The sequence below is a fragment of the Sphingobium sp. Ant17 genome (genome assembly GCF_000588875.1).
Taxonomy (GTDB): Bacteria; Pseudomonadota; Alphaproteobacteria; order Sphingomonadales; family Sphingomonadaceae; genus Sphingobium.
Map to the genome: position 1 here is coordinate 47225 of NZ_JEMV01000005.1, position 24868 is coordinate 72092.

The window sequence follows — 24868 nt, forward strand, 5'->3', positions numbered from 1 at the left end:
GCTTAGTGTCAAGAAAATAGTTCAGTTTACAAGGCGGAGCGATGGCCTCGCTACAGTTTCAAAAGCGTACATCCTTTGAAATTCCGGTACAGTCATGCAGAGCAAGTTGGCGAGATCACTGTCGCTATAGCCCAGAGATTTGCGATGGAATTCGACCATGCGTTTAAGCATCTGCGGCGTCTCACGCGGAGGCTCATTCGGTTCACGCTTGCGATAACCCAATTTCCCCATCTCAATCCAAAACATCTTGTTCTGATAATCAGAGATAAGCTTCAGTCTATGAGCGCGAACTGCAATAGACGCCATAGAAACCTTCCAATAAGCTTTCATATTAGCAAGATGCGGTAGATCAAATCTCCGTAGCTGCTTGCGCACTTCATCAGATGGAAGCAGAAACGCCCCAGCGAATTCATCTGCCTCACGCTCCATTTCCTCGTCACCTTTAAAGGCCGTAGTATGCAGCACCATATGCGCCAATTCATGACATAATGTGTGACGAATACGGTCGCTTGGAGCATTTGTATTTATGAAGAACAAGACTGGAAGCCCATCTACGCGCTGACTCATTGCGTCCAACAGATCGGTGCCAAAATCGCATGGCACAACGATTCCGCCATTCTCCTCAATGATCTCCACCACGCTTTCAATTGGTCCATTAGGAAGCATCCAGCTTTCACGAAGGGAGCGTGCTAAATCATCGATCGTCACAGGAGCCTTCGTTCGGCCCTGAAATTCATCGACATCGATTTCAGGGATGAACCGGTTGGATTGCAATTGAAACGAGGTCGTGAACTTGCGGACGTGCATCCTGCGGATATTCATTTCCGCAACGATCTTGCCCAATGCTTTTGCGGATAGCTTTTTGCGACGGCGGTAATGAAAGGGAGGAAAGCCGTAAGGTTGCCCCGCCTGAAAGAAGAATGACGCTGGATAGTTTAGAGCGCGCCCAGCCTCATCTGCAAATTCATCTGGCGCAACCAAGACGCCGGTTTCATATTTGGAGAGGGTGCCTTGACCCATGCTCAGAAGGCCAGCCAACTGGGCTTGCGTAACGCCTCGGGAATCCCGGGCGAGAATCAGCATATGGTGATTAAACCGTTGCACGTTGCACCAAAATTTAGAGGGCGCGGGCCTGCCGCGTCACATCAACCCAGCCATAGCTGCGGTCGATATCATCTGTCGTCGGAACGATGGCGGCGCACCAATCAATCATGCGACCCATCGGCTTTGATACTTGGACTCTGTCCACCACTGTACCGGTAGGATCAGGGAGATAGCCCACAACCAAATTCAAAGGTGGATAGGGAATACCCGGCAACGCAATCTGCCGATCAAAATCGCGCTGTTGTTCTGTCGGATTATTCGTCCAGCGCCCGTCTTCGTCCATTTTCTTGAAACGGATGGTGGCGCGTTCGCCTAGAATCCATACCTTAAGACCACGGATATTCTTGAATACGACGCCGGGTCTATCAGTCAGTTCAGCATCAGCCAGAGCGACCATGTGGGCATAAATGCAATTGGCTGCGGCGCGGCCATCATGATCAATCAGGAACTGCGGAGGATATTCACGATACCGAGCCAAGCCGCCGCGACAGATAAGGTCCAGAGTCTCGAAATGTGGTTCGAGTTGGCTCATTGCCTCAACTTGCGTCCACTCGGTCATATCACACCCTTAATTCCGTGTTTAAGCAGGTTAGCAAAATTCGACCAACAATCAAGAAAAATATTCCCAAAATTATTCCTCGCCTTTCCCCCACCGTTTAGCCGCCGCTTTCTGCGCAATCTCCTTGCGCCGCTCTGGCGTCATATTCTCAGCCCGCTTCTTGCCACCTGCCCGGCCCATTTCCGCCGCCGCGCTGGACAGCTTCTCGTCGCGCTCGTCCTCGACCTCGCCAGTGGCGATCTTGCCGATAAGGACGGCCAAGCCGATCGCGTCGGCTGGGCGCTTCTCTCCGCGTGGTCCTTTAGGCACGAGGTGTCTCAAACATGCGATCGACTAAAGACATTAAAGCGCGATGCGACGCCAGTCCTCCAGCCGCCAAAAACTCGTTGATGGGCTTCCGCCAGGTTTCTCCTCTGTCCATCTCATCCTCATACCGGACGTGAAGCGAACCATCGTCATCTTGCTCTAGAATCCAGATCGCGTCGCGCTTGCTTGACTCGTGCTGGTAAAATACATTGACCCGACCCATACAACCTCCATGCTTTCCGCTAAGCATATAGGAAGCGGCAGCCGGATGCGACAGGCGATCGGCTAAATTTCAAACTGAGACACTACCGGCATCCGCGACAAGTTGACGCCCTATGCCGGGTTGCTGTACGATATCGCACCGGGCCATACGCTTTATGCCAGCTATACCGACATTTTCCAGCCGCAGCAGATACGGAACCGTAACGGCCAGTTCCTCGATCCGCTATCGGGCAGCACCTATGAGGCCGGGCTCAAGAGCAGCTTCTTTGGCGGGCGACTGAACACCGCGCTGTCGGTTTTCCGCATCGAGCAGGATAATTTCGGCGTGTTGGACGGCGATATCCGGGTGCCGGGTACGGAAAATGAACAAGCCTATCGGGCGATCAAGGGCGCCAGAAGCACCGGATTCGAAGTCGAGGCGAATGGCGAAGTGCTGCCCGGCTGGTCGGTCAGCGGCAACTACACCCAGTTTCGCGCCAAAGATGCGAACGGCGCGCGTATCAACACGCTTTATGCGCAGAAGTTGTTGCGGCTATTCACCACCTATAAGCTGAACAGCCTGACCGTAGGCGGCGGGGTCAATTGGGAAGGATTGAGCTATACCGACGCGGTCAATCCGGTGACGGGCGTGGCGGAACGGTTGGAGGTCAAGCCCTATGCGCTGGTCAACCTGATGGGCCGATATGAGTTCAAGCTCGGCCTTTCGGCTCAGGTCAATGTCGAAAATCTGTTCGACAAACATTATTATTCGCAGATTGGTTTCTACAACCAACATGCCTTCGGCGAGCCACGCAACGTCACGCTGACGCTGCAATATCGCTTTTGAGAAGGCGGAGGGCAGGCACATCGCCTGCCCTCCGCTCCAGCGTCACAGAACGTCACGCGCCTTTTCGGGCGGCCGCGCAATGACCGCGCCCTTTTCCGTGATCACAATCGGGCGCTCGATCAGGATCGGGTGCGATGCCATTGCATGAAGTATGTCCGAATCGCTGTCCGTATTGAGGCCAATATCCTTGACCGCGGCCTCGCCCTTGCGCAGCGCCTGCGCAGGGGTGACGCCAGCCTTGGCGAACAGCGCTTCGAGTTCGGCACGGCTCGGAGGGGTCTTGAGATAGTCGACGATCTCAACCTCCAAGCCCGGCGTTGCTTGCAGGATGGCGAGCGCCTCGCGCGATTTTGAACAGCGGGGATTATGCCAGATGCTTGCCTTCATGGCTGGCCGTCTCGCGCCAGCCACTCCTCCAGCCACTTGATGGTATAGTCGCCATTGAGGAATTCAGGGTCGCGCAGCAGCTTCTGGTGCAGCGGGATGGTGGTTTTCATCCCTTCGATCACATATTCCTCCAGCGCGCGCTTCAGGCGCATGATCGCGCCTTCGCGGGTGCGGCCATAGACGATCAGCTTGCCGATCATGGAGTCGTAATAAGGCGGCACCTTATAGCCCTGATACAGGCCGCTATCGACGCGCACGTGCATGCCGCCGGGGACGTGATAGCTGGTCACCGTGCCGGGCGAGGGGGCGAATGTGCGGGGATCTTCGGCATTGATGCGGCATTCGATCGCATGGCCCGAAAAGACGACATCCTCCTGCGCGACTGAAAGCGGCCTGCCTTCGGCAATGCGGATCTGTTCACGCACCAGGTCGATGCCGGTGATCATCTCGGTCACGGGATGTTCGACCTGAAGCCGGGTGTTCATCTCGATGAAGTAGAATTCTCCATCTTCCCAAAGAAACTCGATCGTGCCCGCGCCGCGATAGGCCATGTCGGCCATCGCCTTGGCGCAGATGCCGCCGATGCGTTCGCGATCGGCTTGGCCCAGCACCGGGGAGGGGGCTTCCTCCAGCACCTTCTGGTGACGGCGCTGGAGCGAACAGTCGCGCTCGCCCAGATGGATGGCATTGCCCTTGCCGTCGCCGAACACCTGGATTTCGATATGGCGGGGATTAGCGAGATATTTTTCGAGATAGACGGTCGCATCGCCAAACGCGGCTTTTGCTTCGGATCCGGCCTGCTGCATCAGCGTTTCCAGATCGTCGGGCGAGGTGCAGACTTTCATGCCGCGACCACCGCCGCCTGACGCCGCCTTGATGATGACAGGATAACCGGCCTTTTCCGCGATCGCCTTGGCTTCCTCCAGGTCGCTGATCGCGCCATCGGAGCCGGGGACAAGTGGCAGGCCGAGCGCGCCAGCGGTACGCTTCGCCTCGATCTTATCGCCCATGGTGCGGATATGTTCGGGCTTTGGCCCGACGAAGGCGATGCCATGCGCTTCCACGATCTCGGCGAATTTGGCGTTTTCGCTCAGGAAACCATAGCGGGATGGATCGCGTCCGCGCCGGAGATTTCGGCGGCCGAGATGATCGCTGCGACGTTCAGATAGCTGTCGCGCGCGGCGGGCGGCCCGATGCAGATCGCCTCGTCGGCGAGCCGCACGTGCATGGCGTCGGCGTCGGCGGTGGAATGGACCGCGACCGTCTTGATGCCCATTTCATGGCAGGCGCGATGGATGCGGAGCGCGATTTCGCCGCGATTGGCGATGAGCAGCTTTTCAATGGCCATGGGGTATAGCGGCCTTATTCGATCACGATGAGCGGCTGGTCGAACTCGACCGGCTGGCCATTGTCGACGAATACCGCCTTGACCGTGCCCGATATCGGGGCGGAGATCGCGTTCATGACCTTCATGGCTTCGACAATCAGCACGGTTTCGCCAGCGGAGACTTGCGAACCGATGCGGGCAAAAGGCGCAGCACCCGGTTCGGCAGACAGATAGGCAGTGCCGACAATCGGCGAGCGGACCAGCGTTCCGGCAGGCATCGCGGGTTCAGCGGCTGCCGATGCGACCGGTGCGGAAACCGGTGCCGCTGCAACAGGCGCGGCGGGGGGGGCTGCATAGACGGGGGCCATGGCTCCGGCCTTGCGCGCGACGCGGATCTTGCGGTCGCCATCCTCCACTTCGATTTCAGTCAGGTTGGTGTCGTCCAGCAGCGCGGCCAGTTCGCGCACCAGGGTAACGTCCACCTGCATCGCGCCCTTGTCTTGCTTGTCGTTCATGGTTGACCCTTATTTGCCATTCTAACATGTCTGTGGCGGCCAGCGCCTATGCCGGTTTGCGCCAAAGCGCAACTTTGTAACGTCCAGCCGATCCGGCGCAACGCCACATTGTGGACGCTATAGTTCCAGCGCCGCTTCGAGTGCGAGCATGTAGGAGAGGGGCCCAAAGCCTGCGATCGTTCCCTTCGCCGCCATGCCGACATAGCTTTTGTGGCGGAAAGGTTCACGCGCGTGGGGGTTGGACAGGTGAATTTCGATCACCGGCACGCTGATCGCCTTGATTGCGTCATGCAGGGCGACCGACGTGTGGGTCAGGCCGCCAGGATTGATGATGACTGCATGCGCGCCTTCGCCATGGGCCTCTTGCAGCCAGTCGATCAGATGACCTTCATGGTTGGACTGGCGGAAATCCAGGACGACATGGGCGCGGGTGGCGGCGTCCTCCATCCGTTCGGCAATGTCGTCGAGCGTGTCATAGCCGTAGATTTCGGGCTCGCGCGTCCCCAGCATGTTGAGGTTGGGACCGTTCAGAACATAGATTTTGCGACTATCCGCCATAGCGATCCCCCTTGCATGTTGCGGCTGGGGCGATGCGACCCCTATATGCGGCATGATCCTTAGCCCCTCGTGTCGCGCCAAGTCGAGACACGTTTCCTTTTTGCAAGAACGGGACCGCATATCGTGAGCGTCGACGGCACCATATCCATCCACATCAATGGCGAGCATAAGCGCGTGCGCGAAGGGCTGACTCTGGCCACGCTGGCGAGCGAACTGGGCTTCGTGCCGGAAAAGGTGGCGGTGGAACGCAATCTGGAAGTGGTGCCGCGCTCGACGCTTAAAGACGTGCTAGTCGAGGATGGCGACGAGCTGGAAATCGTGCATTTCGTTGGCGGTGGTGACATTGCTTCGGCAGCGGACGATAGTTGGAGCGTTGCTGGAAAGGCATTCCGCTCGCGGCTGATCGTCGGCACGGGCAAATATAAGAGTTTCGAACAGAATGCAGCGGCGGTCGCGGCGTCGGGGGCAGAGATCGTCACCGTCGCCGTGCGCCGCGTCAATGTGTCGGACCCCAAGGCACCGATGCTGACCGACTATATCGACCCCAAGGTCATTACCTATCTTCCCAATACGGCCGGCTGTTTCACGGGAGAGGACGCCATCCGCACGCTGCGCCTGGCGCGTGAGGCGGGCGGCTGGGAGTTGGTGAAGCTCGAAGTCCTGGGCGAGGCACGGACGCTGTATCCCGATATGGTCGAAACGCTGCGCGCGACCGAAATATTGGCCAAGGAAGGCTTCAAGCCGATGGTCTATTGCGTCGATGATCCGATCGCGGCCAAGCGGCTGGAAGATGTCGGCGCGGTGGCGATCATGCCGTTGGGTGCGCCGATCGGGTCGGGGCTGGGCATCCAGAACCGGGTGACGATCCGACTGATCGTGGAGGGCACCAAGCTGCCAGTGCTGGTCGATGCTGGGGTCGGCACCGCGTCGGAAGCGGCGCAGGCGATGGAATTGGGCTGTACCGGCGTGCTGATGAACACGGCGATCGCCGAGGCGAAAGACCCGGTGTTAATGGCGGCGGCGATGAAGGCAGGCGTCGAGGCGGGGCGCATGGCCTATCGCGCAGGGCGCATGGGCAAGCGTATGTATGCCGACCCGTCCAGCCCACTCGCCGGGCTGATCTGACGCGTTTTCGCGATCGCAGTAAATTGACCGGCGGCCCGCTTGTCCCCTATGGGCAGGATCAAGTTGAGGAGGAGAATAAGCGATGGTGAACAAGCTCTACCCTGATGCGGCATCGGCTCTGGAAGGCCTCCTCTTCGACGGGATGCAGCTATGTGCGGGCGGGTTTGGCCTGTGCGGCATTCCCGAAAGGCTGATCGATGCTATCCGCGATTCGGGCGTCAGGGATTTGACCATCGCCTCCAACAATGCCGGGATCGACGGCGAGGGGCTGGGCAAGCTGTTGCGTACCCGCCAGGTCAAGAAGATGATCTCCTCCTATGTCGGCGAGAATAAGGAATTTGAGCGGCAATATCTGGCAGGCGAGTTGGCGGTGGAGTTCTGCCCTCAGGGGACGCTGGCCGAACGTTGTCGCGCAGGGGGCGCTGGCATTCCCGGCTTCTATACCAAGACCGGCGTCGGGACGGCCGTTGCCGAGGGCAAGGAAGTCAAGAGTTTCGACGGGCAGGATTATATATTGGAACGCGGCATCTTCGCCGACGTGGCAATCATCAAGGGCTGGAAGGCCGACGAGAGCGGCAACTTGGTCTTCCGCAAAACCGCGCGCAATTTCAACCATCCGATGGCGACAGCCGCAAAGATCTGCATCGCCGAGGTTGAGGAAGTGGTGCCGGTAGGCAGCCTGGACCCCGATACGATCCATCTGCCGGGCGTTTATGTGAAGCGGATGATCGTCGCGCGCCCTACGACAAGAAGATCGAATTTCGCACCGTAAGGCAGCGGGAAGCGGCGTGAGGTTTTTGGCTCCCCTCCCATTCAGGGGAGGGGCCGGGGGTGGGGGCGTGCAGCCCGTGCCTTCGATGGCCCCCACCCCAACCCTTCAAACGAGTCACGTGCCTCGTTTGAACCTGAAGGGGAGGGGCTCTAGCTTGTGCATGGTGTTAGCATTGCTCGCCGCCTGTGCGCCCAGCCCGCAGACAGTAAACCCGCCGCCCGCCAATCCGCCCGCCGGGATGCAATATCTTTACGGGTCGGGTGAGGCGGCGGCCCTGTCGGTGCAGGCCTTCGCCATGCTGGCATCCCATGCCACCGCGACCGCGAAGGCACGCCCAGTGCAGTCCGTCGTGCTGGCATCGGGTGCGTCGCTCGACCAGCCGCGCTTCGTGCCGTGCGGGGACAAGCCCTTGGCCGCCGTGTTCGATGTCGATGAAACCGTGCTGCTCAATATCGGCTATGAATATCATGATGCGCGGTCGGGCAAAGGCTTTGACGAAGCGGCATGGGATGCGTGGGAGCGCACCGGCGCAGGCGCGGTCAGCCCGGTGCCTGGCGCGGTCGCGGCGCTGGCGCAATTGCGGGCGGCGGGCGTGACCGTGGTCTTCAACACCAATCGTTCTGCCGCCAACGCAGCGGCAACGGCGCAGGCGATCCGCACGGCTGGCCTTGGCGAGGCGGTGCATGGCGAGACGCTTTTTCTCAAAGGCGACGATGCGATGGGATCGGGCAAGGATGCCCGCCGCGCGACGATCGCGGCACGCTATTGCGTTATAGCGCTGGGCGGCGACCAACTCGGCGATTTTTCCGACTTGTTCAACGCCGGCCAGCAGGTCGCTGCCCGACGTGCGGCGACGGAAGCCACTTCGATTGCGGCCTTGTGGGGCAGGGGCTGGTTCGTCCTGCCGAACCCCGTCTATGGCAGCGGTCTCAAAGGCGGATTTGACGATGTTTTTCCAATGGATAAAAGGTGGGCCTTGCCCATCGATGGGGAGAAGAACTGATGCCCTGGACTCGTGACGAAATGGCCGCGCGCGCGGCGAAGGAACTCAAGGACGGCTTTTACGTCAACCTTGGCATCGGCATTCCGACGCTGGTGGCCAATCATATCCCCGTTGGCGTGGAAGTAACGCTCCAGTCCGAAAATGGCATGCTAGGAATCGGTCCCTTCCCGTTCGAGGGTGAGGAGGATGCGACCTGATCAACGCAGGTAAGCAGACGATCAGCGAATTGCCTCAGACCGCTTATTTCTCTTCTGCCGATAGTTTTGCGATGATCCGTGGCGGGCATATCGACTTGACCGTGCTGGGCGCGATGGAGGTTGCGGAAAACGGCGACATCGCTAACTGGATGATTCCGGGCAAGATGATCAAGGGCATGGGCGGCGCGATGGACCTGGTCGCTGGCGTCAAGAAGATCATCGTGGTCATGGAGCATACGTCCAAGAATGGTGATCCTAAGTTCATCCCGTCCTGTACCCTGCCGCTGACCGGCAAGAATGTGGTCGACATGATCGTGACGGATTTGTGCGTGTTCCGTCGTCGTGATCATGACAGCCCGTTCAAGCTCGTTGAACTGGCCCCGGGTGTTACGGCGGAGGACATCGCCGCCAAGACAACCGCGCATTTTATACAGTAAGGACGCCAGATGAGCCTGGATGGAACTTATGATGCAGGCAATCCCTTCGCCCTCATCATTGCGGGAAAAATCCCGGCGACCAAGCTGTATGAGGATGAGCATGTGCTTGCTTTCCTGGATATACAGCCGCAGTCAAAGGGGCATGCCTTGGTGATTTCCAAATGGTCCAAGGCGCGCAACATCTTGGAAATCGAACCTGATGCCTTGGCGCAGGTAATGGCAACGGTGCAGAATGTGGCTGTCGCCATCCGCAAGGCGTTCAATCCCGACGGCTTGCATATCGCCCAGTTCAATGGCGCTTCAGCCGGGCAGACGGTGTTCCATCTGCATGTCCATATCGTGCCGCGCTGGAATGGGCAGGCCGCCCGGTTTGCGGCTCATGGGCAGGGTGCGTTCGCCGATGGGCACGCGCTGGGAGCGCTTGCGGATGAGATTCGCGCGCAGCTTTGATGGCCAAGCCCTTGATCATTGGCGCGCGCTGATATGGTGCTGCGCCCCTTCAATGCACCTGGCGCGCGTCTAGCGCTGCGGTCGAAGCGTGCCAGCCCCAACCTTGTGGGCGGGGCGGGCGATAGCGAGATCATCCTTGATCTGTCGCGGTTGCTCTCGCGCTCCTTTCACCCAGCGCCGACCGGCATCGACCGGGTCGAATATGTGTATGCGCGTGAATTGCTGGAGCGGATGCCAGACCGGCTCTGCTTTGCCGCGGTGCATCCGGCGGGTGGCTATTATGGGCGGCTGAACAGCGCGGCGGTGCGCCAGTTCCTGGCCTCTACGGCGGCCAAATGGCGTAACCCCGGCTCATATGATGCGGCCGAGGGCAAGGCGGCCGCAATCCGCCATATGTTCGCCACGCGGCCACGCGCTGTACCCCGAGCGACCCGGCCGCGGATATACCTGCAGGTATCTCCGCATCATCTGGATGACCCGGCGCAGGTGGGCGCGATCTTGCGGGCCGAGGGCGCGAAATTCGTGACGCTTGTGCATGACGTGATCCCGCTCAGCCACCCCGAATTCGCCCGGCCGCAGGGCGCTGCCGAGCATTTGCGGCGGGTGCGGTCGATCGATGCCTTCGCGCATGGCATCATCGGCAACAGCCAAGCGACGATCGATGCATTGGCCCCGCACATGCGCAGGGGGCTGGAAGGACGGGCAATCCGTGTCGCGCATTTTGGCGCGGACAAGCCTGATGTTTTCGGAGCTTCATCGGAGGAGGTGCCAGACCGGCCCTATTTCGTCTATATTGCTACCATCGAGCCGCGTAAAAACCACTTGCTGCTGCTCAATATTTGGCGGCGGCTGATCGAGACGTTGGGCGACGAGGCACCCATGCTGGTACTGATCGGTCGGCGCGGCTGGGAAAATGAGAATGTCATCGACATGCTGGAGCGGGGCGAAGTGCTGCGCGGCCATGTCATCGAGGCGGGTGAGGTCTCCGACAATCGCATGCAGGCGTTGCTTGGCCATGCCCGCGCGATGTTGATGCCGTCCTTCATCGAGGGGTTCGGCATGCCGGTGGTCGAAGCGCTGGCGGCGGGCGTACCGGTGATCTGCAGCGACATCATCGCCCATCGGGAGGTGGGTGGTGATGCGCCCGATTATCTCGACCCCCTCGACGGGCTGGGCTGGATGCGGATGATCCGCGCCTATGGTGCCGAAAATTCGCCCGAACGCGCGGCGCAATGCGCACGCATCGCGCAATGGCGTGCGCCGACATGGCGCGACTATTTCGACGTGATTACGGGGCTGCTGGAAGAAGTGACAGAGTCTGTTTCTTGACCTTGGGTTGACCGCCGCGCATGGGTGAGCCGGTGAAGCCATCGCCATCGGATATGATAGAAGAAAACGGGACCCCGCCCTTTGGTTCGCCGCCATTCCTGCGGTCGCCGCCTTTTCCTGGCATTGCGCCATCGGTCGCTGCGATCAGCGAGCCGGCGACGCACGTTGATAGGGATATTTCCGATGATCTGTTCGACCTGATCCGCGATGCGCGCGTGGTGGGGCTTTCTGGGCGGGCTCTGAGGACCCCTGGACGCGGTTGGCACAGGCGCAGAGCGTCGAGGCGGGGATCGAGGACGAACTGGCGCTGGTCGCGGGGTTGCTTGAGGTGCCGGTGATTGGCCCGGACGGTGTGCGGATCAATCCCGACTTGCTTCGTGCAACTCTCAAGCACCGTATTGGCGCTGCGCATTATCGGGACTGTTTCACCGGCGAGCCGGTTGGCGCTGAGCATGCCGTTGCCCAGCTTGCCGATTGGCGACGGCATCTGGACGGCAATCAGGGTATTGCCGCTGCGACCGGTATGGCTTTTTGGAAGCGCGAGGCAATCCGCCATTTCTTATGGGACGGGCAGCGTTCGCCGCCTTTCCTGTCCCCACGGAGAGGGTTGCGACGCGCCCGCTATGGGCAGGGTGCATTGGCCATCTGGCCTTCGCGCGTGCCGCCGACGTTGGTGGCCCAAGCGCAGGCGCAGGGCGTGGCGCTGGCGCGCGTGGAGGATGGCTTTCTGCGCTCGCGCGGGCTGGGAGCGGCGCTACATCCGCCCGGGTCGATCGTCGTGGACCGCAGTGGCATCTATTATAATGCACTGGCTGCCAATGATTTGGAGACATTGCTGGCAACACAGGATTTCCCACCTGCTTTAGTGGAGCGTGCCGCGCGCCTGCGCGGGCGCATCTGTGCAAGTGGGGTGACGAAATATGGGCAGGACGCTGGGCAGATGCTCGACCTGCCTACCGGGCGACGCACGGTGTTGGCCATCGGCCAGGTCGATGATGACCTTTCGGTGCAGCTGGGCGGGGCGGGGGTGGCGGATAACCTCGATTTTCTCGCGCGAGTGCGGCGCGCCGAGCCGGATGCTTGGATCATCTATCGCCCGCATCCCGATGTGCAGGCCGGGCACCGCAAGGGGCATCTGGCCGATGCTACGGTGCTTGCCCATGCCAATGCCATCGATAGCGGCTCGCCGCTGATGGCGCTGGTGCAAGCGGTCGATGAAGTGCATGTGCTATCATCGCTGACCGGGTTCGAAGCGCTGATGCGTGGCTGCCGGGTGACGGTCCATGGGATGCCCTTTTATGCAGGATGGGGCTTGACCCGTGACCTTGCGGAGCCGGTTGGGCGGCGTGGTCGGCGATTGTTGCTGGACGAACTTGTGGCAGCCGCCCTGATTCTCTATCCACGCTATCTGGATCCGGTCACCCGGCTGCCTTGCGGACCCGAAGTGATGACGGATCGCCTGGCGAGCGGCACCATGGAACCAACGACATGGCTTATCAGGTTGCGTTCAGTGCAAGGGAAGTTGCGACGTTTTATGACTTTGACGGCTGAGTATGTCCATGGCTGACGCGCCGACCAAAACTTTCCTGTTTCTGCAAGGACCACATGGCCCCTATTTCGCGATGCTGGCCGAGGCCTTGCGGACGCGGGGCCATCATGCCTTGCGGATCAACATCAACGGTGGCGATAAGATCGACTGGCCGGGCGACGCGACGGACTATCGCGGTACATTTCGCAACTGGCCGCTATTCTTTGACGATTTTGTCGTCAATAATGGTGTCACGGATTTGATCCTCTATGGCGACTGCCGTCCTTATCATGCGTCAGCCCATGGCATGGCGCGGTTACGCGGGTTGCGCGTCCATGTCATGGAAGAGGGGTATATTCGGCCTGACTTCCTGACCCTGCAGGATGACGGGGTGAATGGCAATTCGACCCTGCCGCTCGACCCGCAATGGTATCTGGCCGAGGCGGAGCGCCTGTCGCCATATGAAGACGATCAGCAGTCGATCCCAGCGACCTTTAGGGTTCGTGCGCGCAATACCATGCGTAACGGAATCGCTTCAGCTTTGATGCGGCCCTATTTCCCTTATTATCAAACGCATCGTCCCCACAGCTTCCTGCTTGAGTCCATAGCCTGGTGCTATAAATTGTTGACGCGGCAGACCGAGACAAAGCGGTCGCTGTCGGTTTGGGAAGAGATTAAGGGCAAGCCCTATTTCACACTGCCGCTCCAACTCAATTCCGATTATCAGATCCGCATCCACTCGCCTTTCGGAAATATGCGGGCTGCGCTGCGCTTCGTGATCAAGAGTTTTGCACGGCATGCGCCCGAAGGCGTTTTCCTACTCGTGAAGCGTCATCCGCTGGACCCCGGCCTTGTCGCATGGCGGCAACTGACCCGCAGGATCGCCGCGCATTATGGCGTTGGAGACCGGGTATTATATCTGCCAGACTGGGACATTGCCGAGGTGGTCAGCAAGTCGCTGGGCGTCGTGACGGTGAATAGTACGGTGGGGACTTTAGCGCTCAACAGCGGCAAACCGGTCGTCGTGCTGGGCCATGCTGTGTATAAGGTGCCAGGCGTCGTCCACCAGAGCAGCCTGGATGATTTTTGGGCCGCCCCGCGTCAGCCGGACCTGAAGCTCTATGCGGCGTTCCGCCGCGTGTTGGTGGACCGCTGCCTAATTCGTGGCGGGTTGCTGAGCGATGAGGGGTTGGCACTGCTCGTGGCCAATGCGGTCGAGCGGCTGGAGAAGGATCCGTCCGAAGTCCTCGCTCTTCCGCGCTCGCCCCGCCGCCGTCAGCGCGCAATGAAAATAGTGCGCGGTGACGCCGCCTGATCTGAAGCAGCGGCGCTGCCGGCCAGTTAAACGCTGGAGAAGGGAAGTGTGGATGCCCGACGAGGATTCGAACCTCGATTAACGGAGTCAGAGTCCGTTGTCTTACCTTTAGACGATCGGGCATCAGGGAGGCCGTCAGGCCGCCGGAGACGCGCAGATAGGCGGGGTTTTTCGCGCGGTCAAGAGCTTCTCGATCGGACACGTCTACTTTTTGGGGGGGCGGTTGAAACCGCCAAAACCAGATGTTCAGGTCAAAGATGCGACATATATTGCCATTCGTCCCAAGCTGACTTCCGCTAAAAACTGCATGCCACGCACCGCTAACCAGCGGCAAATGGACCAATGCGTCAAGTAGCAGCGGTCCAGTACATCGCCGGCGCGCCCATACCCATGTCAGAGCGAAGGTAATTGGCAAATGGAGTGGACCAGGACTGCGCTTACCAAGAGCGAGAGGATGATGACCGACCAGTCGTCCGGCGACAGGGAGGCATCGACGCGGCCGCTTGATGCGGGATAGGGAGGCTGACATCGATGGGCCCGACGCCGTTGATGAACCCTGTCTTCCAGCGTTAGGATTTGCCCTTGAGTGCGGCAGCCAACGAGACCGTGGCGCTGCCACGTCGGGCAGGGGCGGCCTGGCTGGGGTCGGGTTTCCAGCCGGACAGATAGACGATCGCCATTTGTTCGGCCGTTCGTCCATCCGAGTCCGCCGCTTGCGCAAAATGGGCACCCGCGCGCATCAGCGTTTCGCGCGTCAGCACGGGCGGTGGCTCTGCCAATCGGTTGCCTGCGCCCATGCCGCGCAGATCATGCATCAGTCGCATCACGTCCCCATAGCGGACGTCGAGCGTCTCGCCATCGGCCACCGGCATCGCAAAGCCTGCGCGGCTGAGCAGATCACCCGCCGCGCGGACGTCGACCTGGGGATGGATGTGCTGACCGGGGCGGTCGCCTTCGCCCGCCAGTAGCGCGGCCTTTAGTCGGGGCAGACTTCCCGCGCCGGTGAGGGCGGCGAGCATCAGGCCGTCGGGCCTGAGGATGCGGCGCATCAGGATCAAGGCGCCGGGCAGGTCGTTGACGCTGTCGAGCGTACCGCAGGCGATGATGAGGTCGAAACTGTCATCGGCAAAGGGCAGGGCATCCTCGTCGCCCTGCACCCCGCTTGCGCCTCGTGCAGCAAGGAAGCCCGGATCCGCGCAGGCGACGCGCCTGCCCATCGCTTCCAGCGCCGCCTTCGCGCTACCGTCAGGGCAGCCGATCACCAGCGCTTCGGGCAGGTCGCGCTGCACGTCGGCCAGCCGGTCGAGCAATTCATCCAGCATGGCGCGATACAGAAAGTCGTGATCGGCAAAGCGAGCGATCATGCGGTCGCGGCCATGGGCACGGCGCGATCGGTCGAATATGTCGGGGGCGGTCATGGTGGGCCTTGTGCATCGGGCGGCGAGCGGGGACAAGCAGATGATGTCCGTCTTGCCGCTTCTCAAGGGCGCGATCCGTCCGTTAGTCGATTATGCGCTGCCACCCCGCTGCCCCGGCTGTGGCGCGATCGTGCAGGAGGATTTTGCCTTTTGCCTCGATTGCTGGGGCGGGATGGAATTGTTGGGCGAACCGTGTTGCGCGCGCTGCGGCCTGCCCTTTCCCCATGACATGGGGGAGGGAGCGGAGTGCGCGCGGTGCCTTGCCGATCCACCGCCCTTCGACAGCGCGCGGGCGGTGCTGGCCTATGGCGATGTCGCGCGCACCGTTGCGCTGCGACTCAAATATGGGCGGCGTATCGGCCTGGCGCGGCTGATTGCGCGACAGATGGTACGCCATGTGCCCGATAGTGGCGATGATCCGCCGCTGATCGTGCCAGTACCGCTGCATCGCTGGCGATTATGGGGGCGGGGGTTTAACCAGTCGGCGCTGATCGCCGATCATCTGGGCCGCCTAACCGGGTTGCAGGTCGAAAAACATCTGCTGCTGCGGACCCGGCGGACCCAGCCTTTGCGGGGCATGAACCCGGCGGCGCGGGCGAAGACGGTGCGTGGTGCTTTTGCGCTGACGGATGGGCATGGGGTGAAGGGCCAGCGCATCTTGTTGATCGACGATGTTCACACCAGCGGCGCGACAGCTGGAGCCTGCGCAAGGGTTCTACATCGTGGCGGGGCGAGTCATGTGCGTTTATTGTGCTGGGCACGGGCCTTGCCGCGCGACGCTGCGGATTGACAAAGCGGCGCGCACGCCCAATTTCGAACGCTAAGGAGTATGACAGGCATATGGCGAAGGTCGAAATCTATACCAAGGCATTTTGTGGCTATTGCGCGCGCGCCAAGGCGTTGTTCCGCGACAAGGGCGTCACGTTCGAAGAATATGATATCAGCATGGGCGGCCCCAAGCGCGAGGAAATGCTTGCGCGTAGCAATGGCGGGATGACCGTGCCGCAAATCTTCATCGACGGCGCGCATATTGGTGGCAGCGACGACATGGCGGCGCTCAACCGACAGGGCAAGCTCGACGCTTTGCTCGGCCTCTGACCGAAATGCGCGCCGCGCTGTTCCAGATGACCAGCGGGATCGACCCCGCCGCCAATGCTGCCGCGATCGTGGAGATGATCGCGCGCGCCAAGGGTGAGGGGGCAGACATGCTTTTCACGCCCGAAATGGCGGGCTATCTCGACCGCGATCGGACGCGCGCAGCGGCGACGTTGCGCTGTCAGGCGGACGATGGCGTGCTGGCAGCGGTCCGAGATGCTGCGGCGCGCGAAGGGCTGTGGGTGCATATCGGCTCGCTGCCGCTCAAGGACGAGCGCGCCGACGGCCGCTGGGCCAATCGTAGTTTCTTGATCGACGATACAGGTGCGATCCGCGCGACCTATGACAAGATCCATTTGTTCGATGTCGATCTGGCGACCGGGGAAAGCTGGCGCGAATCGTCGGTCTATGGGCCGGGGGAGCAAGTGGTCGCGGCCGATACGCCCTGGGGACGGATGGGCTTTTCGATCTGCTATGACATGCGCTTTCCAGATTTGTATCGCGCGCTTACCAATGCAGGGGCGACGATCCTGCTGGCACCGGCCGCCTTTACCGTGCCGACGGGACAGGCGCATTGGCATGTACTGTTGCGCGCGCGCGCGATTGAGGCGGGTTGTTTCATGATCGCGACAGCGCAGGTGGGGGACCATGCGGATGGCCGGACGACCTATGGCCATAGTCTGGTGGTTGATCCCTGGGGCGATGTGCTGCTCGACATGGGCGAGACGTCTGGGCTGGCGCTCGTCGATCTGGATCTGTCGCGGATCGAGGCGATGCGGGGGCGGGTGCCCGCCATTGCCAACCGCCGCCCGATCCCGGCGCAGGTGACGCTCGCATGATCGTGTTCGACCTCAAATGCGAAGGGCAGGGCCATGTATTCGAAGCCTGGTTCGGTTCCAGCGACGACTATGCCGACCAACAGGCGCGCGGCCTGATCGCCTGCCCGCTCTGCGGCGATGCGCGCGTGATGAAAGCGGTGATGGCCCCCGCCGTCGCGGCCAAGGGCAATAGCCGCGCCGTGATGGCGTCCGCCGAAGCCACGATCCCGGTGGTCGCCAACGGCGGCGACGAGGCCAAGATGCGGGCATTGGTCGATGCACTGGCCAAGGCGCAAAGCAAGGCGCTGGAGGGATCAACCTGGGTCGGCCGCGGCTTTGCCGAACAGGCGCGCGCCATGCATTATGGCGAGCAGGATCGCGCCAGCATCCATGGCGAAGTCGCGCCGCAGGAGGCCAAGGCGCTCATCGCCGAGGGCGTGGAGGTGGCGCCGCTACCCTTCCCCGTCATCCCGCCCGAAGCGAAGAATTGACCGCACCGTTCGCGCATAATAGAGCGACTTTGGTGTGCACCCGTAGCTCAGCAGGATAGAGCATTAGATTCCTAATCTAAGGGCCATGGGTTCGAATCCCGTCGGGTGCACCATATTGCTACAGCCATTTAAGTTTACGGAAGCGGGTGTAGAGCAGGCTGCAGATGACCGTGATCACCCCCAGCACGACAAAATACCCGTAGCGGGTTCGCAGTTCGGGCATATTGTTGAAATTCATGCCGTATATGCCCGCGATGGCGGTTGGTACTGCCAGGATCGCCGCCCAGGCGGCCAGTTGGCGCGTGATCGCACCGGTGCGTTGTTGTTCCAGTAAGTTGCTGAATTCAAACACCGACATTAAAATTTCGCGCAGGTCATCGACCATTGTCTGTACCCGGCGGACATGGTCGCGCACATCGCTGAAATATGGTTTCGCGTCCACATCAATACAGGGCAGGTCCAGCTTCACCAGCTTGTTCGCGACTTCATGCATCGGCGTCAGAATGCGTTGAAACCGCAATACCTGACGACGCAGGTTGAATATCCGAGTGATATCTTCGCGGCCAAGGAACTGATCGACGGTCTGCTGTTCCATCGCCAATACTTCGTCCTCAATGCCTTCGATGACCGGCAGATAGCCGTCGACGATGAAGTCGAGTACGGCATGCAGCACATAGTCCACGCCCTGGGCCAACCGGTCGGGCACCGCCTCCAGTTCCTGCCGCAGGGCACGATGGGCGCGGGCCGATCCATGGCGCACGCTGATGATATGGCTATGCCCTACGAAGATCGCGGTTTCGCCGTAGCAGATGCTGCCTTCCTCCACATGGGCGGTGCGTGCGACGATAAACAATTGGTCCCCATAGATGTCGATCTTGGGCAACTGGTTTGCCTTGATCGCATCTTCGATCGCTAGCGGGTGGAGATCGTAGCTGTGCCGGAGTGTTTCCATCTCCGCGGTTGTCGGTTCGGCCATGCCGATCCAGACAAATTCCGATTTGTCGTGCGCACAATCGATCTTTTCGTCGATCGTTACCGGGCGGACGCGGGCACCGTTGCGATACAGATAGGCGGCGATGACGGTCATGGTTGATCCTGCGTGTGGAGTCGGACTTGCCGATTAGCAGATGGCTATATTGCCGTCCTCCACGCAGCCTAAACCGTTCGTCGTTCGAGAGCCTCACTCGGTGCAATATTCTGCGGAACTATCGGCATCTGACTTCGCTCTGACACAGTCGAACGCGAAAGGAATGTATCGATGCGGGCGGCCAGGCCGGAATCATCGGGGCCATGCGCAGAGCGGAGCCACACCCTTGTCTATCCTGACTATTGATTTTGAAGCCTCCTGTCTGCCGCGCCATGGCCGTTCTTTCCCGATCGAGGTTGGCGTGGCGGTGGAAGGCTGGTCATGCAGTTGGCTGATTCGCCCCCATAATGATTGGGCCGATTGGACCTGGACGCAGGAAGCGCAGGCATTGCATGGCCTTGACCGGACGGCGATCGCGCAAAAGGGACTGGACGCCGATATCGTGCTGGCACTGCTAAGCGATGCGGCAGTCGGGCGGCGTGTGGTAGCTGACAGCCGAATCGATCAGCAATGGCTGGATACGCTAGCGGCCGCTGCGGGGCGGCCCACGCCTTTCGTAATCGAGCATGTCTCGACGATTGTGACGGAGCGGGGAACGACTGATATGCAGATACGTCAGGCTATGGCGGTGGCTGATCGCCGGTGTCCTACGCGCCATCGGGCAGGGACAGATGCCTTGTGGCTGGCAACAATGTTGGCGCACTTGCCCCTTGATGCCTCTGGGCGGCTGGAGCCAGTTTTGTCCGAATTATTGTCGGTCTGAGGCTGCGATGTCGCCTGCGCAATAATTTGTAACATTCGGCAAATTTCGGAGACATTCAGGCGATCTAAGCCCGGCGCTGATATACGGCTCTTGGGCGCGCCTGCCTGTTCGAGGAGATGCGCGAATGACGATCAACCAGGACTATCTTGGATGGTATGCTCCTTGAGCATGACCCCACCGCTGGTCCTGGTGACCGAAACGGAAGCTGCGCAGCAGCACGCAATCCGCATGCATTTGGAGGAGAGCGGTTTTCGCGTTGTGCCAAGTGGTGGTGCCACACAGATTTTTCATGCACTGGCGACCATGCCGGTCGGCGTGATCGTTCTGGATGCAGCGCTGCGTGGGCCGGACGGTATGGACCTGTGCCGCGACGTGCGCGCGCGAAGCGAAGTGCCGGTCATATTGGTGGGTGCCAATAGTTCGGAGGTTGATCGCGTCGTCGCCCTGGAACTTGGTGCCGACGATTATATCAACAAGCCCTATTCAGCGAGGGAATTAGCCGCCCGCCTGCGCGCCGTGCTCCGTAGGGGGCGGGGCGAGCGCGCCGTTGCTGCCGCGTCAGGCCAAGGTCTTTTTTCGACGGATGGACAGCGGACTTTGCCCGTCGGTCCCTGGTGAACCCGGCCGGGGAATCGATCGATCTGACGGCGGCGGAGTTCGCACTCCTTGGCGTATTGTTAGATCATCCTCAGATTGTGATCGCGCGGGGACGGTTGATGGAATTGGCGGGCGTACGCAACGCGCCCTCGTCCGATCGCAGCATCGACGTGCTGATCAGCCGTCTGCGCCGCAAGCTGCGTCATGGGTCCGAACCAGCACCAATTGTTACAGTGCGCCGCGTCGGATATATGTTCAGTTCGGCGGTAGAGCGGCGCTAAACATAAGAAATATAGTGATTTATTGCTATTATGACTGCATCGTAACGATTATGCTGTTCAGACATGTTTTTTAACAAAGCCGCTGCGACGCAGCAAAACGCGATCTCTATTGTGGGAAATGAGCCGGTCCGCCCCCCGACTGGCATAGCAATAGAAGGATAGTCCCTATGAACGAGCTTCTAGGTCGCGTCTTCAGCTTCGAAAAGCATGTGTTTCCTAACGAAAGCGCGCTTTACAATCGGCTGGCCAGCGACGGGCAAAGCCCCAAGGCACTGATGATTTCCTGCGCCGACTCGCGGATCGTGCCCGAACACATCATGCAAGCGCAGCCCGGTGACCTGTTCGTATGTCGCAATGCGGGCAACATCGTGCCTCCGCATGCAACGCAGAATGGCGGCGTAACTTCGACCGTCGAATATGCCGTGATGGTTCTGGGCGTGCGCGACATCATCGTGTGCGGCCATAGCGATTGCGGGGCGATGAAGGCGATGTCGACCAATGCCGACCTGACCAAGATGCCCAACGTTGCAGCTTGGCTTCGTCACGCTCACGCCGCGCAGCAGGTGTGCAGTGAAAGCTATCCCGATACGCTGACGGACGCGGAAAAGCTGCGGAACATGGCGCTCGAAAATGTCGTCGTTCAGTTGGCCCATCTGCGCACCCATCCGTCGGTTGCTTCGGGCATCGCGCGTGGCGACATCGCGCTGCATGGCTGGTATGTCGACATCCATGCCGGGCAGGTCCTGGGCCTTGACGGTGAGACCGGCCGCTTCCTGCCGCTCCGCGAGGATCAGCCGATGCCGATCGCGCTTCCCCATGCGCGTCGCCTGGCCGGTGATAGCGAATTTGCCCTGGCGGCGGAGTAAATCATGCTGAAAGCCTTTTCCGGCGGCACATTCGGCCGCGACTTCACGGCGTCCATCGTCGTCTTTCTGGTGGCAATGCCGCTTTGTATGGGCATTGCCATTGCATCCGGGGTTCCGCCGGAAAAGGGTCTGATTACCGGCATTATCGGCGGCATCGTCGTTGGCATGCTGGCGGGTTCCCCGCTCCAGGTCAGTGGTCCAGCCGCTGGCCTTGCTGTTATCGTCTTTGAAATTGTTCGCGAACAAGGCTTGTCCGCATTGGGGCCAATCCTCATTCTTGCCGGCGCAATTCAGGTCATTGCTGGTTTGATGCGCGTGGGAGGATGGTTTCGGGCGATCTCCCCGGCGGTCGTTCACGGTATGTTGGCCGGTATCGGCGTGCTGATCGTCGTCGGCCAGTTCCATGTTTTGTTCGATGATACGCCGCTTTCAAGCGGCCTAGCCAACCTGCTGGCGATGCCCGCGCAACTGTTTGGCCTGTCCACCGGAGACACGGTAACGGCCTTTACGGTCGGCATGGTCACGATCGGCGGCATGCTCGGCTGGGAAAAGTTCCGCCCGGCGTCGCTGAAGCTGGTTCCAGGTGCGCTTGTCGGAGTGCTGTTGGCAACATTGGTTGCCTTCTTCCTCGCCCTTCCTGTTGCGCGTGTCGTGGTGCCTGAATCAATTGTGGCGGCTGTGACATTGCCGGAGGCGGGACTGTTCGCAACGATGATGGATCCAGCGGTCATCACCATCGCCATTGCCATCGCCTTTATCGCCAGCGCCGAAACGCTGCTGTCGGCCGCTGCCGTGGACCGGATGCATGACGGTGTCCGCACCGACTATAACCGGGAACTCAGCGCTCAGGGTGTCGGCAACCTGCTTTGCGGCTTTGCCGGTGCGTTGCCCATGACCGGTGTTATCGTCCGCAGTTCGGCAAACGTACAGGCAGGCGCCAAGACTCGCATGTCGGCTGTGCTTCATGGCGTCTGGATCTTGGGCTTTGTGGCGTTGCTCCCTTGGTTGTTGCGGGAAATCCCGATGGCGGCCTTGGCTGGCATTCTGGTCGTGACCGGTGTGCGGTTGGTCAGCGTCGATCATGTCCGACACTTGCTTAATCGCTACGGCCCACTACCCGCCATTGTTTGGGCTGCGACGCTGATCTGTGTCGTGACTACCGATCTGCTGACCGGCGTCCTGGTTGGTATTGGCCTTTCGATGCTGGAACTCATCCCTCACCTCAGCCGTCTGCGCCTGAAGCTTGAAGATGAAAGCCGAGGCGACGCGCATGAAGTGGCGTTGCGTGGGAGTGCGACTTTCCTGACCCTGCCAAAATTGTCGGCCAAGCTCGATTCGCTGCCGAGTGGTGGACTGGTGATCCTTAACGTCGAGCGTTTGGGCCATATCGACCATACGACGGCGGAAATGGTTCGCGAATGGGTGGAACGGCGCCGTGGCAATGGTTCGCCCGTCGAATTGTTCGGCGCAACCGGACGGATGCGCCAACTGGTCGCCTGACCCCCCAAAAAATCAGGCGACACAAGGTGCCGTCGTGCCATTTCCCCCGGCACGGCGGCATTTTTCTGTCTTTTTATTGACATAATTCAGCAATAAACTGTGGTTCTGATGTCACGGTCTACGTCAGTATCTCGCATCTGCGAACAAAAGCTGTTTGACTGGCGAGCCAATATGAATAGGCAAAGGGCATCCGCCGACACTGGAAGCGCCAGCAACAGACTTTCGGGTTGCGTGGAAGCAGGACGGAACATTCTTTCGTAAAGGGGAATGTTCATGAAGTATAAGATCGCCTGTGCCGCCCTCGCGCTGATGACCAGCGTTCCGGCCTTTGCACAGGAAGCACCCACCAGCCCTGTCACCGTTTCCGGCAGCGTCGCGATGGTTTCTGACTATCGTTTCCGCGGTGTCTCCATGACGGACAAAGGTATGGCCATTCAAGGTGGCCTGACCGTGGCCCATGAATCTGGCGCTTATGCCGGTGCCTGGGGTTCCAATCTTTCGGGTTGGGGCACATTTGGCGGCGCGAACATGGAACTCGACCTGTTCGCCGGCTACGCTATTCCGCTCAATGAAACGACGACGCTCGATGTCGGTCTGACCTGGTATATGTATCCCAGCGGTCTCGACATCACTGATTTTGCGGAGCCCTATGTCAAGCTTTCGAGCCAACTCGGTCCAGTGAAAGGTTTGGTTGGCGTCGCTTATGCTCCCAAGCAGGAAGCGCTGGGCAACTGGTCTAATACGCCGCAGAGCCGTGTCGGCGACAAGGAAGACAATCTTTACGTCTGGGCCGATGTAAGCGGTTCGGTGCCGAATACGCCAGTCACCCTGAAAGCGCATTTGGGATATTCCAACGGTAACCCTGGCCTTGGCCCGAATGGCACGTCTCTGGCTCCGACCGGCAAATATATCGACTGGCTGGTCGGCGCAGATGTCGCCGTACCGGGCACGCCGCTAACCGTTGGTATTGCCTATGTCGATACCGACATTGCGCGCGTCGAGGAAAATTATCTTCGCCCGAATTTCTCGGATGCCGATGGTTCGTCGATTGCCCGCAGCCAGGTCGTTTTCTCGATTTCGGCCGCCTTCTAATACCGTCAAAGACACCGGGGCCAGTAATCGGTCCCGGTGTTTTCGCATCTGCGTACAGCGCATTTGCGCATGACAAATTGTTGCTGATGCGCTGGCGCGCGCCCAGCCCGTGCGATCCGGTTGACCCTAGAAACGGTCGGCCCTATCTCATCGCCATGACATCACGCGCATTGCAGCATTCATGACCGCTCCGTCGATCATTCTCGTCGAAGACGACCCGCCGCTCCGCACGCTGACCGCTCGCGCCTTGCAAGAGCACGGATATGAGGTGCGACCTGCCTCGTCCGGGCCGGAAATGTGGGTAGCGTTCGATGCTGGCCCCGTGGACCTGGTCGTGCTCGACGTCATGCTGCCTGGCACCAACGGCATCGATCTGTGCCGCCAGATCCGGCGGAAGAGCGATGTGCCCATTATCTTCATTAGCGCCAAGGGCAGCGAGACCGACCGGATCGTGGGCCTGGAATTGGGCGCGGACGATTATCTGCCCAAGCCTTTTGGTACTCGAGAACTGATTGCCCGCATCCGTGCTATCCTGCGCCGCGTAGGGCTTGAGCGTGGTCCCGACGAACATCGCGAGAATGAAGCCCGTTTCGACGGCTGGGTCGTCAATTTTCCACGTCGGGAGCTTCGCTCTCCTACCGGCGGGCTGGTGGATCTGACGGGTGCGGAATTCGACCTGCTCGGCAGTTTCCTTAGTCATCCCCAGCGCGTCATCGCCCGCGAACGTCTCATCGAACTGTCCCGCACGCGGATGGGTGACAGCAGCGATCGGAGTATTGATGTGCTGGTAAGCCGACTGCGCCGCAAATTATCGACGGAGGAGCGCGGCGCACCAATTACGACTGTGCGCGGCGTTGGCTATATGTTCAATGCAGAGGTCAGCCGCGCTTGAAGCGGCAT

General features: G+C 60.3%; 23 protein-coding genes, 2 tRNA genes and 5 pseudogenes. 20 read left to right on the forward strand and 10 right to left on the reverse strand.

Annotated elements, in window-relative coordinates:
- Positions 1 to 21: 21 nt before the first annotated feature.
- The 3 genes from BF95_RS03820 to BF95_RS03830 form a co-directional block, all read right to left on the reverse strand.
- Complete coding sequence (locus tag BF95_RS03820) at positions 22 to 1083, reverse strand: XRE family transcriptional regulator (protein ID WP_043149493.1); 1062 nt, start codon at positions 1081 to 1083, stop codon at positions 22 to 24.
- 34 nt (positions 1084 to 1117) lie between these two features.
- Positions 1118 to 1663 (reverse strand): hypothetical protein, encoded by a 546-nt coding sequence (locus BF95_RS03825; RefSeq protein ID WP_152542546.1) that lies wholly within the window; start codon positions 1661 to 1663, stop codon positions 1118 to 1120.
- A 72-nt stretch (positions 1664 to 1735) separates the two neighbouring features.
- Complete coding sequence (locus BF95_RS03830; RefSeq protein WP_200866874.1) at positions 1736 to 1924, reverse strand: hypothetical protein; 189 nt, start codon at positions 1922 to 1924, stop codon at positions 1736 to 1738.
- A gap of 370 nt (positions 1925 to 2294) precedes the next feature.
- On the opposite strand from BF95_RS03830, the gene BF95_RS03840 reads away from it, so the two are divergent.
- Positions 2295 to 3017, forward strand: coding sequence for a TonB-dependent siderophore receptor (locus BF95_RS03840; RefSeq protein WP_043149500.1), 723 nt, complete (start codon positions 2295 to 2297; stop codon positions 3015 to 3017).
- A gap of 42 nt (positions 3018 to 3059) precedes the next feature.
- Here BF95_RS03840 and arsC read toward each other — a convergent pair whose 3' ends face one another.
- The 4 genes and pseudogenes from arsC to aroQ form a co-directional block, all read right to left on the reverse strand.
- On the reverse strand, positions 3060 to 3404 hold the full coding sequence (gene arsC / locus BF95_RS03845) for an arsenate reductase (glutaredoxin) (RefSeq protein WP_043149591.1): 345 nt from the start codon (positions 3402 to 3404) through the stop codon (positions 3060 to 3062).
- A pseudogene (accC, locus tag BF95_RS03850) lies at positions 3401 to 4752 on the reverse strand (acetyl-CoA carboxylase biotin carboxylase subunit). The gene arsC and the pseudogene accC overlap by 4 nt, the downstream one beginning before the upstream one ends.
- A gap of 14 nt (positions 4753 to 4766) precedes the next feature.
- A complete protein-coding gene (accB, locus tag BF95_RS03855; protein ID WP_043149501.1) occupies positions 4767 to 5246 on the reverse strand; it encodes an acetyl-CoA carboxylase biotin carboxyl carrier protein in 480 nt (159 codons plus the stop codon).
- Positions 5247 to 5363: 117 nt separating this feature from the next.
- Positions 5364 to 5804, reverse strand: a complete 441-nt coding sequence (gene aroQ / locus BF95_RS03860) for a type II 3-dehydroquinate dehydratase (protein ID WP_043149502.1) — start codon at positions 5802 to 5804, stop codon at positions 5364 to 5366.
- Between the two features lie 123 nt (positions 5805 to 5927).
- Here aroQ and thiS point away from each other — a divergent pair, with 123 nt between their 5' ends.
- From thiS to BF95_RS03900, 8 genes and pseudogenes are all read left to right on the forward strand, one after another.
- Complete coding sequence (gene thiS, locus BF95_RS03865) at positions 5928 to 6929, forward strand: sulfur carrier protein ThiS (RefSeq protein WP_081764025.1); 1002 nt, start codon at positions 5928 to 5930, stop codon at positions 6927 to 6929.
- Positions 6930 to 7011: 82 nt separating this feature from the next.
- Positions 7012 to 7721 (forward strand): annotated as a pseudogene (locus tag BF95_RS03870) (CoA transferase subunit A).
- Between the two features lie 140 nt (positions 7722 to 7861).
- Complete coding sequence (locus tag BF95_RS03875; protein WP_043149503.1) at positions 7862 to 8704, forward strand: 5'-nucleotidase, lipoprotein e(P4) family; 843 nt, start codon at positions 7862 to 7864, stop codon at positions 8702 to 8704.
- Positions 8704 to 9338: pseudogene (locus tag BF95_RS03880) on the forward strand (CoA transferase subunit B). Before BF95_RS03875 ends, BF95_RS03880 begins: the two are co-directional and overlap by 1 nt.
- A gap of 9 nt (positions 9339 to 9347) precedes the next feature.
- A complete protein-coding gene (locus BF95_RS03885) occupies positions 9348 to 9788 on the forward strand; it encodes an HIT family protein (protein WP_043149506.1) in 441 nt (146 codons plus the stop codon).
- Positions 9789 to 9821: 33 nt separating this feature from the next.
- Positions 9822 to 11117, forward strand: a complete 1296-nt coding sequence (locus BF95_RS03890) for a glycosyltransferase family 4 protein (protein ID WP_043149596.1) — start codon at positions 9822 to 9824, stop codon at positions 11115 to 11117.
- 53 nt (positions 11118 to 11170) lie between these two features.
- Positions 11171 to 12684 (forward strand): annotated as a pseudogene (locus tag BF95_RS03895) (capsular polysaccharide export protein, LipB/KpsS family).
- Positions 12677 to 13960: a capsule biosynthesis protein gene (locus BF95_RS03900; RefSeq protein ID WP_043149507.1), complete on the forward strand. Its 1284-nt coding sequence runs from the start codon at positions 12677 to 12679 to the stop codon at positions 13958 to 13960. Before BF95_RS03895 ends, BF95_RS03900 begins: the two are co-directional and overlap by 8 nt.
- A gap of 49 nt (positions 13961 to 14009) precedes the next feature.
- Here BF95_RS03900 and BF95_RS03905 read toward each other — a convergent pair.
- Positions 14010 to 14083, reverse strand: a tRNA-Gln gene (locus BF95_RS03905).
- Between the two features lie 446 nt (positions 14084 to 14529).
- The gene (locus tag BF95_RS03915; RefSeq protein WP_043149510.1) at positions 14530 to 15378 is read right to left on the reverse strand and encodes a class I SAM-dependent methyltransferase; all 849 of its coding nucleotides are present in this window, start codon (positions 15376 to 15378) and stop codon (positions 14530 to 14532) included.
- Positions 15379 to 15418: 40 nt separating this feature from the next.
- On the opposite strand from BF95_RS03915, the gene BF95_RS03920 reads away from it, so the two are divergent.
- The 5 genes from BF95_RS03920 to BF95_RS03940 all read left to right on the forward strand — a co-directional run bounded on the left by BF95_RS03920 (position 15419) and on the right by BF95_RS03940 (position 17895).
- On the forward strand, positions 15419 to 16168 hold the full coding sequence (locus tag BF95_RS03920) for a ComF family protein (protein ID WP_043149599.1): 750 nt from the start codon (positions 15419 to 15421) through the stop codon (positions 16166 to 16168).
- 50 nt (positions 16169 to 16218) lie between these two features.
- The gene (gene grxC / locus BF95_RS03925) at positions 16219 to 16476 is read left to right on the forward strand and encodes a glutaredoxin 3 (protein WP_043149511.1); all 258 of its coding nucleotides are present in this window, start codon (positions 16219 to 16221) and stop codon (positions 16474 to 16476) included.
- A gap of 5 nt (positions 16477 to 16481) precedes the next feature.
- Positions 16482 to 17312 (forward strand): carbon-nitrogen hydrolase family protein, encoded by an 831-nt coding sequence (locus BF95_RS03930; RefSeq protein WP_043149513.1) that lies wholly within the window; start codon positions 16482 to 16484, stop codon positions 17310 to 17312.
- Positions 17309 to 17782 carry a DUF1178 family protein gene (locus BF95_RS03935; RefSeq protein ID WP_043149516.1) on the forward strand — a complete coding sequence of 158 codons (474 nt, stop codon included), beginning with the start codon at positions 17309 to 17311 and terminating at the stop codon, positions 17780 to 17782. The genes BF95_RS03930 and BF95_RS03935 overlap by 4 nt, the downstream gene beginning before the upstream one ends.
- Before the next feature lie 36 nt (positions 17783 to 17818).
- Positions 17819 to 17895, forward strand: a tRNA-Arg gene (locus BF95_RS03940).
- 5 nt (positions 17896 to 17900) lie between these two features.
- On the opposite strand, the gene BF95_RS03945 is transcribed toward BF95_RS03940, so the two are convergent.
- Positions 17901 to 18869, reverse strand: a complete 969-nt coding sequence (locus tag BF95_RS03945; protein WP_043149517.1) for a magnesium and cobalt transport protein CorA — start codon at positions 18867 to 18869, stop codon at positions 17901 to 17903.
- Positions 18870 to 19095: 226 nt separating this feature from the next.
- Between BF95_RS03945 and BF95_RS03950 the strand changes: the two genes are divergently transcribed.
- From BF95_RS03950 to BF95_RS03975, 6 genes and pseudogenes are all read left to right on the forward strand, one after another.
- Entirely contained in the window at positions 19096 to 19632 is a 537-nt protein-coding gene (locus BF95_RS03950) for a hypothetical protein (protein ID WP_043149518.1), read from the forward strand.
- 168 nt (positions 19633 to 19800) lie between these two features.
- Positions 19801 to 20510: pseudogene (locus BF95_RS03955) on the forward strand (response regulator transcription factor).
- 167 nt (positions 20511 to 20677) lie between these two features.
- Complete coding sequence (locus BF95_RS03960) at positions 20678 to 21376, forward strand: carbonic anhydrase (RefSeq protein ID WP_043149520.1); 699 nt, start codon at positions 20678 to 20680, stop codon at positions 21374 to 21376.
- Between the two features lie 3 nt (positions 21377 to 21379).
- Positions 21380 to 22876, forward strand: a complete 1497-nt coding sequence (locus BF95_RS03965) for a SulP family inorganic anion transporter (protein ID WP_043149522.1) — start codon at positions 21380 to 21382, stop codon at positions 22874 to 22876.
- Between the two features lie 267 nt (positions 22877 to 23143).
- Entirely contained in the window at positions 23144 to 23968 is an 825-nt protein-coding gene (locus tag BF95_RS03970) for a TorF family putative porin (RefSeq protein ID WP_043149524.1), read from the forward strand.
- Between the two features lie 181 nt (positions 23969 to 24149).
- Positions 24150 to 24860, forward strand: a complete 711-nt coding sequence (locus tag BF95_RS03975) for a response regulator transcription factor (RefSeq protein WP_043149525.1) — start codon at positions 24150 to 24152, stop codon at positions 24858 to 24860.
- The last annotated feature ends 8 nt before the right edge of the window (positions 24861 to 24868 follow it).